A 12,415-nucleotide genomic window follows, 5' to 3' on the forward strand; every position below is an offset into this window, starting at 1 on the left:
ATGGAAAATTTCTGGCAGTCCTGTTCCCAGCAGCTGGAACTTGAGCTGACGCCGCAACAATTCAGTGCCTGGATTAAGCCGCTTGTGCCCCTCGATTTCGAGGACAACAAGCTGCGCGTTGCTGCGCCAAACCGGTTCAAGCTGGATTGGGTAAAGACCCAATTCGCGAGCCGCATCACGGCCCTGGCCTGCCAGTACTGGGAAACCGTCATCGAGGTGCAGTTCGTCCTTGATCCGCGTACCCACGCGCTGAAAAAGCCGGCCGCCCCCGCCGTGATTTCCGGCCCGCTGAGCGATCTGCGCCCGGAAACGCCTGCCGCCGCCGCCGCGCCGACCGCCGCCGCCGAATACTCGAATCCGAAAGGCCGCGAAAACAGCCGTATCAACCCGGACCTGACCTTCGACTCCTTCGTAACCGGCAAGGCCAACCAGCTGGCGCGCGCCGCCGCCATCCAGGTAGCGAACAACCCGGGCGTGTCGTACAACCCATTGTTCTTCTACGGCGGCGTGGGCCTGGGCAAGACCCACTTGATTCACGCGATCGGCAACCAGGTGATGGCCGACCAGCCAGGCGCCCGCATCCGCTACATCCACGCAGAACAGTACGTTCGCGACGTAGTGACCGCTTACCAACGCAAGGGTTTCGACGACTTCAAGCACTATTACCACTCGCTGGACATGCTGCTGATCGACGATATTCAATTCTTCGGCGGGAAGTCCCGCACGCAGGAAGAATTCTTCTATGCGTTTGAAGCGCTGATCGCGGCCAAGAAGCAGATCATCATCACTTCGGACACGTATCCGAAAGAGATCACCGGCATGGATGACCGCCTGATCTCGCGCTTCGACTCCGGGCTGACGGTGGCGATCGAGCCGCCCGAGCTGGAAATGCGCGTCGCGATTTTGCTGAAAAAAGCCAAGTCCGAAGGCGTGACCCTGAACGACGACGTGGCCTTCTTCGTGGCCAAGCACCTGCGCTCCAACGTGCGTGAGCTGGAAGGCGCGCTGCGCAAGATCCTGGCTTACTCGCGCTTCCACGGTAAGGACATTTCGATCGACATCGTGAAAGAGGCGCTGAAGGACCTGCTGTCTGTGCAGAACCGCCAGATTTCTGTGGAAAACATCCAGAAAACGGTGGCGGACTTCTTCAACATCAAGGTGGCGGACATGTATTCCAAGCGCCGCCCAGCCAACATCGCCCGACCGCGCCAGATCGCCATGTACCTGGCCAAGGAGCTGACCCAGAAATCGCTGCCGGAAATCGGCGAACTGTTTGGAGGACGCGACCACACTACCGTGCTGCACGCCGTGCGCAAGATTGCGGCGGACCGTACCAAGAACCCGGAATGCAATCACGAGTTGCACGTGCTGGAGCAGACGCTGAAAGGCTAAACCGGTAAAGCGGCGGGAACTGGCCCTAGGTCCAGCTCCCGTCCCTCACTGCAAATCACCGGCAGCCGCCGATCGGGTCTGACCCTTGGGTCAGACCCAGAACTACCGGTTTCAGACTGCTATACTGTCGAGTTAACAAAAGAACCAACGTACCAACCCATTAACTGAGGATATTTATGCAACTGGTCAAAACCACCCGAGACACGCTTCTCCGGCCACTGCAGATTGTGAGCGGTATTGTCGAGCGTCGGCACACTATGCCGATTCTGGCCAATATCCTCATCCGCAAGGAAGGCGAAAGCGTCTCGTTCCTTTCCACCGACACCGAAGTCCAGATCACGACTCACGCAGACATCGGCTCGGGTGCCGACGTCACCGGCACCACGGTCGCCGCGCGTAAGCTGCTGGACATCCTGCGCGCCCTGCCGGAAGCCGGCGACGTGACCATGACCCTGCTGAACAAGCGCCTGACCGTCCAAAGCGGCAAATCGCGCTTCGCCCTGCAGACCCTGGCCGCCGAAGAATTCCCAACCGTTCAACAAGCCGAAAGCTTCAACGCAAGCTTCCAGCTGCCGCAAAAGACCCTGAAGCACCTGTTCAACATGGTGCACTTCTCAATGGCGCAGCAGGACATTCGCTACTACCTGAACGGCCTGCTGCTGGTATTGGACGGCAACAAGGTCATCGCCGTGGCGACCGACGGCCACCGCTTGGCCTTCTGCCAGGTAGAGACCGACCAGAACTTCGCCCGCGAAGAAGTGATCATCCCGCGCAAGACCATCATCGAGATGCAGCGCCTGCTGGAAGAAAGCGACGAAGCTGTCTCGCTGGACATCGCCGCAAGCCAGGTCAAGCTGACCTTTGCCGACATCGAGCTGATCTCCAAGCTGGTGGAAGGCAAGTTCCCTGACTACACCCGCGTGATTCCGAAGGGCTATACCAACAACTTCACCATTGGCCGCGAAGAGCTGCTGCGCTCCCTGCAGCGCGCCGCGATCATGACCAGCGATAAGTTCAAGGGCGTGCGCTGCATCATCACCCCGGGCTCGCTGAAGATCTCGTCCACCAACGCGGACCAGGAAGAAGCGGTCGAAGAACTGGAAATCGACTACGGCGGCGACAGCGTGGACATCGGCTTCAACGTGACCTACCTGCTGGACGTGCTGAATAACCTGAAGTGCGACCAGGTGAACGTGGCGCTGGGCGATAGCAACTCGTCGGCCCTGATCTCGATTCCTGAGAACGCAGACTTCAAATACGTTGTAATGCCAATGCGCATTTAAAACCGGTAAACCAGGGTCCGACCCAAGGGTCAGACCCGTATTGTTTGCCGCCGCGAGTCGGGTCAGACCCTTGGGTCTGACCCAGATTTACCGGTTTAAAAAGAGCAGAAAAGTAATTCGTTAAAAGAGAAAGCAGTCCATGTCCGAAAGCCACAACGAACAACCCAAGGCCAAAGCAGAAGAATACGGCGCCGCCTCGATCCAGATCCTTGAAGGCCTGGAAGCAGTCCGCAAGCGTCCCGGCATGTACATCGGCGACACGTCCGACGGCACCGGCCTGCACCACCTGGTATTCGAGGTGCTGGACAACTCGATTGACGAATCCCTGGCCGGCCACTGCACCGAGATCCACGTCACCATCCACAGCGACAACTCGATCTCCATCACCGACAACGGCCGCGGCATTCCCGTCGGCCTGAAGATGGACGACAAGCACGAGCCAAAGCGCTCCGCCGCCGAAATCGTGCTGACCGAGCTGCACGCCGGCGGCAAGTTCGACCAGAACTCGTACAAAGTCTCCGGCGGCCTGCACGGCGTGGGCGTCAGCTGCGTGAACGCACTGTCCAAGTTGCTGCGCGTGACCATCCGCCGCGACGGCAAAGTGCACCAGATGGAATTCGTCAAAGGCGTCGCCCAGAACCGCGAAATCGAAATGCGCGATGGCGTAGCCGTGTCCCCGATCAAAGTGATCGGCGAAACCGACAAGCGCGGCACCGACGTGCACTTCTGGGCCGACGAAGAGATCTTCACCCACGTGGAATTCCACTACGAGATCCTGGCCAAGCGTATCCGCGAACTGTCCTTCCTGAACAACGGCGTCAACATCAAGCTGACCGACCAGCGCAACGGCAAGGAAGAAGTGTTTGCGTTCGAAGGCGGCACCCGCGGCTTCGTTGAATACATCAACAAAGCCAAGACCGTGCTGCACCCGACCGTGTTCCAGGCCACCGGCGAACGCCAGTCCGACCAGAACACCACGATTTCGGTCGACGTCTCCATGCAATGGAACGACGCCTTCAACGAACAGGTACTCTGCTTCACCAACAACATTCCGCAGCGCGACGGCGGCACCCACCTGACCGGCCTGCGCGCGGCAATGACCCGCGTGATCAACAAGTACATCGACGAAAACGACTTCGCCAAGAAGGCCAAGGTCGAAATCAGCGGCGACGACATGCGCGAAGGCCTGACCTGCGTGCTGTCCGTGAAAGTACCGGAGCCAAAGTTCTCCAGCCAGACCAAGGACAAGCTGGTCTCCTCCGAAGTGCGCGGCCCAGTGGAAGAAATCGTCGCCAAGACGCTGACCGACTTCCTGATGGAAAAGCCGAACGACGCCAAGATCATCTGCGGCAAGATCGTGGAAGCTGCGCGCGCCCGTGAAGCAGCGCGCAAAGCCCGCGACCTGACCCGCCGCAAAGGCATCATGGACGGCCTGGGGCTGAGCGCCAAGCTGGCCGACTGCCAGGAAAAAGACCCAGCCCTGTCCGAACTGTACATCGTCGAGGGTGACTCCGCAGGCGGCTCCGCCAAGCAGGGCCGCGACCGTAAGTTCCAGGCCATTTTGCCGCTGCGAGGCAAGGTGCTGAACGTGGAGAAGGCACGCTTCGAGAAGATGCTGTCGTCCGAGCAGATCACCACGCTGATCGCCACCCTGGGCACCAGCATCGGCGCCGACGAATTCAATATCGAAAAGCTGCGCTACCACCGCATCATCATCATGACCGACGCGGACGTCGACGGCGCCCACATCCGCACCCTGCTGCTGACGCTGTTCTACCGCCAGATGCCGCAGCTGGTGGAACGTGGCCACATCTACATCGCCCAGCCGCCGCTGTACAAAGTGAAGGCCGGCCGCGATGAGCGCTACCTGAAGGACGACCTGGAAGAAGCCGGCTACATGATGAACGTGGCGCTGAACACCGCCGCCCTGACCCCGCGCGAAGGCGCGGACCTGATCCAGGGCGAAGCGCTGGGCGAACTGGCACGCACCTACAACATGGCCAACGCCATCATGACTCGCCTGACCCGCGTGATCGACCGCGCCGCGCTGACCGCCATCATGACCGGCGTAACGCTGGACCTGGACAACATCGAATCTGCACAGAAGTCCGCCGAAGCGCTGATGGCCAACATCAACGACGGCGCCGTGAAAGTCGTGGTGACCACCGATGAGATGACCGACAAGCACACCCTGCGCATCGAGCGCCTGCACCACGGTAACGTGAAGGTCTCCTCGATCGACGCCGACTTCGTGCAAGGCGCCGACTACCGCGTACTTGCGGACGCCGCCGCCACCTTCACCGGCCTGATTGGCGAAGGCGCCGTAATCCGCCGCGGCGAAGGCGAGCGCACCAAGGAAAGCGCCGTGGTCGACTTCCACCACGCCATGCAGTGGCTGCGCGACGAAGCGGAACGCACCGTTTCCAAGCAGCGCTACAAAGGTCTGGGCGAGATGAATCCAGAGCAGCTGTGGGAAACCACCATGGACCCAACCGTCCGCCGCCTGCTGAAGGTGCAGATCGAAGATGCGATTGCCGCCGACCAGATCTTCACCACGCTGATGGGGGATGATGTGGAACCGCGACGGAACTTCATTGAAACCAACGCGCTGCGCGCAGGCAATATCGACGTTTAACGCAAGCAAAATCCGCGTCTTAGAAAAGACAAGAAAAAATGCCAACTGCTGTTGGCATTTTTTTTTGGTAGAGCGTTAGACGCGTCGGTTTAACAACGCGCTGCGCGTATGAAGCATCAACGCTCAGATCTTGACGAGTTCTACGCGACGATTTTTCGCGCGGCCTTCCTCGCTCGTATTGTCGGCCAGCGGTCGGCCCGAGCCGAAGCCTTCAGGCTTCAGGCGATCCTTGGAAATCTGCAGGGTGCTGATCGCCTTCACGACCGACTCAGCGCGCGCACGCGACAAGGCAATATTGCGGGCGGACGTGCCGATATTATCGGTGTGGCCTTCCACCCGCACCTTTAGACTTCCGTCTGCAGAGAGCATTTTGACGATTTCGTCGATTGCCGGTTTGCTATCAGCGCGCAAGATGTCGCTGTCGTTGTCGAAGTTCAGATAAAGCGCAATATGGCCGTCCTTCGCCAGCGCAGCGGCCATTTCATCAGCCTTCAGCAAAGCGACCTTTTGCTCCATCGCCTGCTCCTGCACCACTTCGATCGACATATTCAAATCGTCATCGAAGAAGAACAGAGCGATCCAGATGTTTCCCTTTGGCGTGCGCACGAGGTACTGCGAGAACGACGGCGTTTCGTCTGGCGCTGTAACGTGACCGTTGGGGATTGCTAGCTTCTTGAGCAGGGCCTCTTTGTCACCGCCATTGCGGGCAATAAATGCAGGATCAAGTGGATGCACCTTATCGACGCGCACGCCGCCCAGGGATTTAATGGTCGCCTCGTAATTACGGAACGCTGACAGCATAGACATGTTCGCTGCGCTCACCGGGAACCAACGCTCCGAGGTGCGCCCCTCAACGGCGCGCAGCTCTTCGCCTGCGATGACCCATGCGCGATCGAAGTCCTTGGCGTCTTGATGATAGCCTTCGGCCCCTGCTGGCAATTCGAAGAAGGGAAAGGGAGGAAGGGCTGCTGTCGACATCGGCACGGATGTAACATCAAAAGGCTTCACTTCGGCGGGTGCGACGACAGGGGCCGCCGCCGCGCTTGCAGCGGTAGCACTCGCCGGCGCTACCGCTGCCGGCGGTTCTGCCTCTGCTTTTGCCTTCGGCTTGCAGCCCGCTAGAGCGATTGCGCCCAAAGTTCCCATCACAACCAAGGGCAAAACAATACGTGACTTCATTCGACTATCCTAATCTGATGTATATGTGTAGAAATATTGCTATTGCAATAATAGCAATATCAAGAGTCTGAACAAGATATTTGCCGACGCGGCAGCCACCTTCACCGGCCTGATCGGCGAAAGCGAGCGCACCAAGGAAAGCTCCGTGGTCGACTTCCACCACACCATGCAGTGGCTGCGCGACGAAGCGGAACGCACCGTTTCCAAGCAGCGCTACAAAGGTCTGGGCGAGATGAATCCAGAGCAGCTGTGGGAACCACCATGGACCCAACCGTCCGCAGCCTGCTGAAGATGCACATCGGAGACGCGATTGCCGTCGCCCAAGCAACGATACATGGGCCTCTTCGTTTCCGGACCTAGACATCAAAATTTGAGGCGATCCTGCATTGCCACGCGGAGGACTTAAGCCGGATGCCGGACACACCGAAGGGATGGGCGAGCTGTTCGATGTCGAGCGATGCCGGTCAACGAAGTCTCTGGACTTTTCTTATGTGCGGATGGAGTGTATTCCTTGACAGCATACCGACTGGTTGGTATGGTGAATTAAGGCCAACTCAATATAAGGGATTGCTCCCCATGTCCCGCCAACAGCCTCACGAATCGAAGATCAAGCTACTGGACGCGGCGCTTCTGTTGATACGCAGCAAGGGCTATGCCGCTACGACGGTTGATGATATCTGCCGCCAAGCGGGAATTACGAAAGGCAGCTTTTTCCACCACTTCAAGGGCAAGGATGACCTGGCGCTGGCAGCGGTCGCCTATTGGGGCGAAAAAACCGAAGGGTTGTTCGCCGCCGCGCCCTACCATCAGGCGGCGGACCCGCTGGATCGCCTTCTCGGCTATATCGATTTCAGGCAATCGCTGCTGCAGGGGGATACGGCCGGGTATACCTGTTTGCTGGGTACCTTGGTGCAAGAGGTCTATACGACCCATCCTGAAATTCTCGCCGCTTGCGACAACGGCCTGGCCAGCCACGTGGCGGTACTTACGCGCGAGCTTGCATTGGCCAAGGCGCGGTACGCTCCGCAAGCGACTTGGTCAGTGGAGAGCCTGGGATATTTCATGCAGGCTGTGCTACAGGGAGCGTTCATTTTCTCCAAGGCACGCCATAGTCCTGAGATCGCGCGCGACAGCCTTGAGCATTTGCGGCGCTACCTCGAGATCTTGTTTGTTCAACGGCAAGACTAAACGACGAGGATGATATGCAATTCCTATTGATTATTAGCCACGATGAATCGTTTGTGCCAAGCCAGGCATTGATTGCCGCCATCCACACCTGGAACGAGGAAATGGAAGCAAGCGGGGTCCGGATCCACGGCAAGCCCTTGCGACCGCCGAGCGATGCGACGACGGTCCGCGTGCGCGCTGGCAAGGTCGCGTTCAGCAAGGGGCCTTCCACGCAATCCGAGGAGCAAATGTGCGCCTATGAGCTGATCGAGTGCCCTGACGTTTCTGCTGCGCTCGACGTCGCGAGCACGCACCCAATGGCAAGCGTCGCCACTATTGAGGTCCGACCAATCTGGAGCGAATTGGCTGCCTGATCTGGCGCTGCGGTCACCTGGCATGAACTGCCTTGCTTGGGAGGGAGGAAAGCCCACGATGACCGCCTGAGCGTCATAGACCATGTGTCAGCGTAGGAGTCATTCATGAAAAAATTGATACTTCAAATGCAGATGTCCGTTGATGGTTTGGTTGCCGCATCCGATACGAAGCGGCAATGGCAGCTCTGGGACTGGGGCGATTCCTGGGTATGGGATGACGAGCTCAAGAATGACTTCAACCAAGCCTTTGTGTCCGTTGACACGATTCTGCTCAGCCGAAAGATGCTGGAGCAAGGCTATCTCGCCCATTGGGCAAGCGCAGCGGCCAGGTTTCCCCAATCTCGCCATTACGCGTTCGCGCGAAAGGTAGCGGAGATGAACAAAGTCGTCATCACGGATAAGCTTCGCGAGCCGCCCCCAGGGGAGCGTATCGCTATCGCTGCCGGGGGCTTGGTGCGGGAAGTGAATGCGCTGAAGCGTCAGTCCGGCCAGGATATGATCGCCTTTGGCGGGGCCGGCTTCGCCGGCGCCTTGGCGTGCGCCGGCCTAGTCGACGAATTTCAGTTCTTCATTAACCCGACAGTCATCGGTGCTGGCAAATCAATTTTTGGCAATATGCCTGCTGGCCAGACGCTTAGCCTGCTTGACTCAAAGCGCTACGCTTGTGGGATTGTCGTGAATCGCTATGCGCCGTCTTGATATGACTTGACGGAACTGGCTTATACACGCGGTTGATGCGGCGGAAACGATAAAACCGACCTGCAGGGGTCGGTTTTATCACTTGTTATTCTTGGTGGCCCGGGGCGGACTCGAACCACCGACACAAGGATTTTCAATCCTAGTTTCGTTTAGAGACCCGGTCAATTAGGCGATTATGAATCAATTCCTATTTCACATTCAAATCTTCTCCTGAACGAGATATTATTGTCGAGGCGAAAATTGCGCAAAGCTGTTTTAATCTTACAAAGGCAAGAAATCGCTACAGCACAATGAAAAGCGCCGATAAAGTACGACGTGAGCCCAGTCAGCAACGCTCGAAGCAAACCGTGAATACAATGCTCGACGCCGTCACAGTTGTGCTCAAACGACACGGTCCGGATGGCGTCACGACCAATCGCATCAGCGAAGTTGCGGGTTTTAGCATCGGCTCGCTTTATCAATATTTTCCAGACAAACAGGCAATCTATAGGGCGCTTCACGAACGCCATGTGAATGACGTGCGCGAGGCCATCAAGCACGCGTTAGCGGAAAACGCATCCGGGTCGCTTGAAGACTTCACTCGCGCTCTTGTAGAGGGGCTCGTCAATGTCCACGCCGCCGACCCGCAACTACATCAACTCATCACGGCCCTGGTGCCGGAAGGCCCGGTGGAGTTTCGCTCCGCGCTGTGCGAAATTTTTGAACAAGTCGTCGCCCCCACCGACGATGAAACGAAGCGGATGCTCTTTGTGCTGTCTGGCCTCATTGAGTCACTGGTGCATGGTTTGGCCGAGTGGCCCCCTCATATCCCGCTGGAACAGACGAAAGCGGAGACCGTCAAGACTGCGCTCTCGTACCTCGAGTCCTGCCGCGCTCAATGAACTCGTCGAGGTTCTCGGTCACCCACTGTTCGAAAGAGTACGGCGCGCGTCCAATGATGCGTTGAACCGCGTCCGTCGTCGTAGTCAAGCGCCCTTCCCTGATCGCGCGCCATATGTCGGTCACCGCTTCCGCATAGGCATCTCTACCGAAGCGCGCCTCGCGGTCACTGATGGGAACGTATCGAATGCGCTTTCCACTTGCAGAGCCGACCACGTCCGCCATTTCGGCATAGCTCAATGCTTTCGGCCCGGTGATCACCACGGCCTCGCGGCGAAGATCGCGCGTGGTCAGGGCGTGGACGGCGACATCAGCGATGTCGGCCGGGTGGATGAAGGCGATTTTGCCATCACCGGTCGAGGACCGCAGTACGCGCTCGGTCTTGATCGCTTCCGCCCAATACAGCGCGTTGGACATGAAACCGGCGGACCTGATAAAGGTGTAATCGAGTCCGCTCTCTTGCACCGCCGTTTCACCCTGGGCATGCCAAGGCCCCGTGCCAACGCCCGACAAGACGTCAAGTGTCGAGAGTTTGACCAGGTGACTCACGCCGGCTGTTCTGGCGGCACGTGCTGCCACGCGGTCGCGGGCGGCAAGATCGGGGCCGCTGTTGAGAAGAAAGAGTGTGTCCATCCCCGCAAAGGCGGCGGCTAAAGATCGCTGGCTTGCGCCCAGGTCGCCAACGCGTATGTCGACTGCGCCGCCAAACAGCTCGCGTGCCTTCGCTTCATCGCGAACAAAGATGCAAGGCCGGATGCCGCGTTCAATCAGGCGGTGGGTGACCAGCGAGCCGATGTTTCCTGTTGCGCCTGTTATGAGGTGCTTCATGTTCAGAGCGCGCTCCAGCCGCGAATCACTTCGCGGGCGATGCGCTTTTGTCCCTCAAGTGAAAGGTGGAGGCCATCGTCCGTCAATAGTTCCGGCGCAGGCGGAGCGCCCAGGGCTGAGAAGAGGTCGATCACTGGATCGCCAAGGCCGCGCACATGATTCGCAACCTGCGCCACGTCCGCATTGCGGAAGCGGACGCCGAAGCGCGTCAGGCCCCAGTGCGCAGCCACTTGTTCTTCGTTGACCGCAGGCGGCGTAAGCCACAGACGCTGCGCCTTGCATTCGCCTACGGCGCGGCTGCGCATCTCGGCGAGGTTGCGGGCGGTTTCTTCGTGGCTGATGATCGTTTTGGTCGGATTCGGCCCCTGCGTTCGGGCGTCGTTGGTGCCCATGAAGAAAATCAGCCAATCGGGCTGACGCGCGAGTGATTCGCCAAGCCGCACCAGCCCATGCGCTGTCGTTTCGCCCGGGACCGCGCTGATCATCACTGTCAAGGCGTCATTGGGCCGGCACGCAGCGAGCATTTCCGCCAGGATCACCGCCCAGGACTGGGGATCGGCGGTCAGGCTGTCGCCGAAGACGACGATTTGCGCGTGATTGTGCAGTGGGAGCTGGTCGACGAGCTTTCCTATGTCTGGCTCGTCAAGCAGCGCGGCGGCAGCGTCCTTCGCGTTTTGGCGCATCGTTTTGAGCTCTGATCGGTAAAGCTCCGGATCAATGCCGATGAGGATGGCGAGATTGTCTTCGGTGAGCGCTGCAATACCCGGCAATGAGGCCTGCGTCTTCTCTGGTTGCAGCACTTTCATGAGCCATTGAGTTCGTTCGTTCGACATGAATACTCCTCTGTAGTGCAAGGAGCTTAAAGCTCGAAGAGGTGTTCCGTCAGCTCGCTTTACGAATTCAGTAAGTCTTTGAATCCGTTACAAAATTTTGATTATTCGACGCATCTACTCAAATTTGAAACGTTCAACTCATGCCTCTAAAACAAGTGGTCAGGTCAGTGACGCAAATCTAAAATTCATTGAACTTCGCGATGTTCGCAAGTTCATGATTGCCACCGTTATGCGACGTCGGCTGTAATTTCTACTTGCGGCACCACCGTCTTCGCCGTTTATGAATAGCAGGCTCAACTAACCAACTGGCGGTAATTGCCGTGCTAAACTTGGTTGCATCTAATCAATAGGTATGCAACCAACTTTATGGCGACAGGTCCGAACGAGGTAAAGACTGACGATTGGTCTTCGTTCGAGCTTCAAGCTGCCGTGATCGCCTATCTGGAAATGCTCCAACAAGAACTTGACGGGACTAAGTATGTGAAGGCGCACTTCAACAAGGCGCTTCGCGAAAACGAACTGTCCTCCCGCTCGCCTGGCTCCGTCGAGATGCGCATGCAAAATATTTCGGCAGTCATGATGGAGCTAAGGCTCCCGTTCATTCCCGGCTATTTGCCCAAAGGGCAGGTTGGCAGTCGCGTGAAGCCAGTATTGATTGCCGCAATTGAGAGACATAGCGGGAACATGCCGTGGGCTGCAACATCCGATCCGGGAACGTTGGATGAACGCGTTGCCGTCATGCTTTCGCAGCCGCTGGTGGATGCGCCGCCGGGGAATTCGACGCCCAAGCAGTCTATATCTCAAGTTACTGTGTTTGAGCGTAGTCCAGCAGTTAAGGCCTGGGTACTAAAGCATGCCGGACCATATTGCGAAGGCTGTCACTCAGTCGCGCCTTTCGAAGTTCAGCCTGGGGTTCCATACCTGGAAGTGCATCACGTGGTGCCACTGGCTGCGGGAGGCGAAGATACAGTGGAAAATTCCGTAGCATTGTGCCCAAACTGCCACCGTCGCTGCCACTATTCACACGCACGGTCGGAGTTCATTCGCGAACTCTATTACAAGATTCCACGACTATTGCCGCGGCCGGCCGAGGATGATCAGTTGAATGCCTTCATCTGACCGAACAGAATGACGGGCTCTGGACAA

11 protein-coding genes and 1 pseudogene are annotated in these 12,415 nt (G+C 58.1%); 9 read left to right on the plus strand and 3 right to left on the minus strand.

Going from position 1 to position 12,415, the window contains the following annotated elements:
• The 3 genes from dnaA to gyrB (ACN9MZ_RS00015) all read left to right on the plus strand — a co-directional run bounded on the left by dnaA (position 1) and on the right by gyrB (ACN9MZ_RS00015) (position 5,310).
• Positions 1 to 1,392, plus strand: a complete 1,392-nt coding sequence (gene dnaA / locus ACN9MZ_RS00005) for a chromosomal replication initiator protein DnaA (RefSeq protein WP_426340316.1) — start codon at positions 1 to 3, stop codon at positions 1,390 to 1,392.
• 176 nt (positions 1,393 to 1,568) lie between these two features.
• Positions 1,569 to 2,675 (plus strand): DNA polymerase III subunit beta, encoded by a 1,107-nt coding sequence (dnaN, locus tag ACN9MZ_RS00010; RefSeq protein ID WP_426340317.1) that lies wholly within the window; start codon positions 1,569 to 1,571, stop codon positions 2,673 to 2,675.
• A gap of 139 nt (positions 2,676 to 2,814) precedes the next feature.
• On the plus strand, positions 2,815 to 5,310 hold the full coding sequence (gyrB, locus tag ACN9MZ_RS00015; protein ID WP_426340318.1) for a DNA topoisomerase (ATP-hydrolyzing) subunit B: 2,496 nt from the start codon (positions 2,815 to 2,817) through the stop codon (positions 5,308 to 5,310).
• A 123-nt stretch (positions 5,311 to 5,433) separates the two neighbouring features.
• Here the strand turns inward: gyrB (ACN9MZ_RS00015) and ACN9MZ_RS00020 are convergent, their stop codons facing one another.
• Entirely contained in the window at positions 5,434 to 6,489 is a 1,056-nt protein-coding gene (locus ACN9MZ_RS00020; protein WP_426340319.1) for an OmpA family protein, read from the minus strand.
• A 76-nt stretch (positions 6,490 to 6,565) separates the two neighbouring features.
• Between ACN9MZ_RS00020 and gyrB (ACN9MZ_RS00025) the strand changes: the two are divergent.
• The 5 genes and pseudogenes from gyrB (ACN9MZ_RS00025) to ACN9MZ_RS00045 all read left to right on the plus strand — a co-directional run.
• Positions 6,566 to 6,813, plus strand: a pseudogene (gene gyrB, locus ACN9MZ_RS00025) (DNA gyrase subunit B); the annotation flags it as partial.
• 252 nt (positions 6,814 to 7,065) lie between these two features.
• Positions 7,066 to 7,677 carry a TetR/AcrR family transcriptional regulator gene (locus ACN9MZ_RS00030; protein WP_426340320.1) on the plus strand — a complete coding sequence of 204 codons (612 nt, stop codon included), beginning with the start codon at positions 7,066 to 7,068 and terminating at the stop codon, positions 7,675 to 7,677.
• Positions 7,678 to 7,691: 14 nt separating this feature from the next.
• Positions 7,692 to 8,030 (plus strand): YciI family protein, encoded by a 339-nt coding sequence (locus ACN9MZ_RS00035; protein WP_426340321.1) that lies wholly within the window; start codon positions 7,692 to 7,694, stop codon positions 8,028 to 8,030.
• 105 nt (positions 8,031 to 8,135) lie between these two features.
• Complete coding sequence (locus ACN9MZ_RS00040; RefSeq protein WP_426340322.1) at positions 8,136 to 8,729, plus strand: dihydrofolate reductase family protein; 594 nt, start codon at positions 8,136 to 8,138, stop codon at positions 8,727 to 8,729.
• A 290-nt stretch (positions 8,730 to 9,019) separates the two neighbouring features.
• Positions 9,020 to 9,610 carry a TetR/AcrR family transcriptional regulator gene (locus ACN9MZ_RS00045; RefSeq protein WP_426340323.1) on the plus strand — a complete coding sequence of 197 codons (591 nt, stop codon included), beginning with the start codon at positions 9,020 to 9,022 and terminating at the stop codon, positions 9,608 to 9,610.
• Here the strand turns inward: ACN9MZ_RS00045 and ACN9MZ_RS00050 are convergent.
• Positions 9,567 to 10,436, minus strand: coding sequence for an NAD(P)H-binding protein (locus ACN9MZ_RS00050; protein WP_426340324.1), 870 nt, complete (start codon positions 10,434 to 10,436; stop codon positions 9,567 to 9,569). The genes ACN9MZ_RS00045 and ACN9MZ_RS00050 overlap by 44 nt on opposite strands.
• Positions 10,437 to 10,438: 2 nt before the next feature.
• Positions 10,439 to 11,269: an SGNH/GDSL hydrolase family protein gene (locus ACN9MZ_RS00055; RefSeq protein WP_426340325.1), complete on the minus strand. Its 831-nt coding sequence runs from the start codon at positions 11,267 to 11,269 to the stop codon at positions 10,439 to 10,441.
• A gap of 429 nt (positions 11,270 to 11,698) precedes the next feature.
• On the opposite strand from ACN9MZ_RS00055, the gene ACN9MZ_RS00060 reads away from it, so the two are divergent.
• Positions 11,699 to 12,388, plus strand: a complete 690-nt coding sequence (locus tag ACN9MZ_RS00060; RefSeq protein WP_426340326.1) for an HNH endonuclease — start codon at positions 11,699 to 11,701, stop codon at positions 12,386 to 12,388.
• Positions 12,389 to 12,415: the final 27 nt, after the last annotated feature.

It is taken from the genome of Pseudoduganella sp. S-14 (genome assembly GCF_049913285.1).
Lineage (GTDB): Bacteria > Pseudomonadota > Gammaproteobacteria > Burkholderiales > Burkholderiaceae_D > Rugamonas.

Bases quoted from the DNA above. Each gene is read 5' to 3' on its own strand.
- dnaA (WP_426340316.1), top strand. From the start codon at position 1: ATGGAAAATTTCTGGCAGTCCTGTTCCCAGCAGCTGGAACTTGAGCTG.
- dnaN (WP_426340317.1), top strand. From the start codon at position 1,569: ATGCAACTGGTCAAAACCACCCGAGACACGCTTCTCCGGCCACTGCAG.
- gyrB (WP_426340318.1), top strand. From the start codon at position 2,815: ATGTCCGAAAGCCACAACGAACAACCCAAGGCCAAAGCAGAAGAATAC.
- ACN9MZ_RS00020 (WP_426340319.1), bottom strand. From the start codon at position 6,489: ATGAAGTCACGTATTGTTTTGCCCTTGGTTGTGATGGGAACTTTGGGC.
- ACN9MZ_RS00030 (WP_426340320.1), top strand. From the start codon at position 7,066: ATGTCCCGCCAACAGCCTCACGAATCGAAGATCAAGCTACTGGACGCG.
- ACN9MZ_RS00035 (WP_426340321.1), top strand. From the start codon at position 7,692: ATGCAATTCCTATTGATTATTAGCCACGATGAATCGTTTGTGCCAAGC.
- ACN9MZ_RS00040 (WP_426340322.1), top strand. From the start codon at position 8,136: ATGAAAAAATTGATACTTCAAATGCAGATGTCCGTTGATGGTTTGGTT.
- ACN9MZ_RS00045 (WP_426340323.1), top strand. From the start codon at position 9,020: ATGAAAAGCGCCGATAAAGTACGACGTGAGCCCAGTCAGCAACGCTCG.
- ACN9MZ_RS00050 (WP_426340324.1), bottom strand. From the start codon at position 10,436: ATGAAGCACCTCATAACAGGCGCAACAGGAAACATCGGCTCGCTGGTC.
- ACN9MZ_RS00055 (WP_426340325.1), bottom strand. From the start codon at position 11,269: ATGTCGAACGAACGAACTCAATGGCTCATGAAAGTGCTGCAACCAGAG.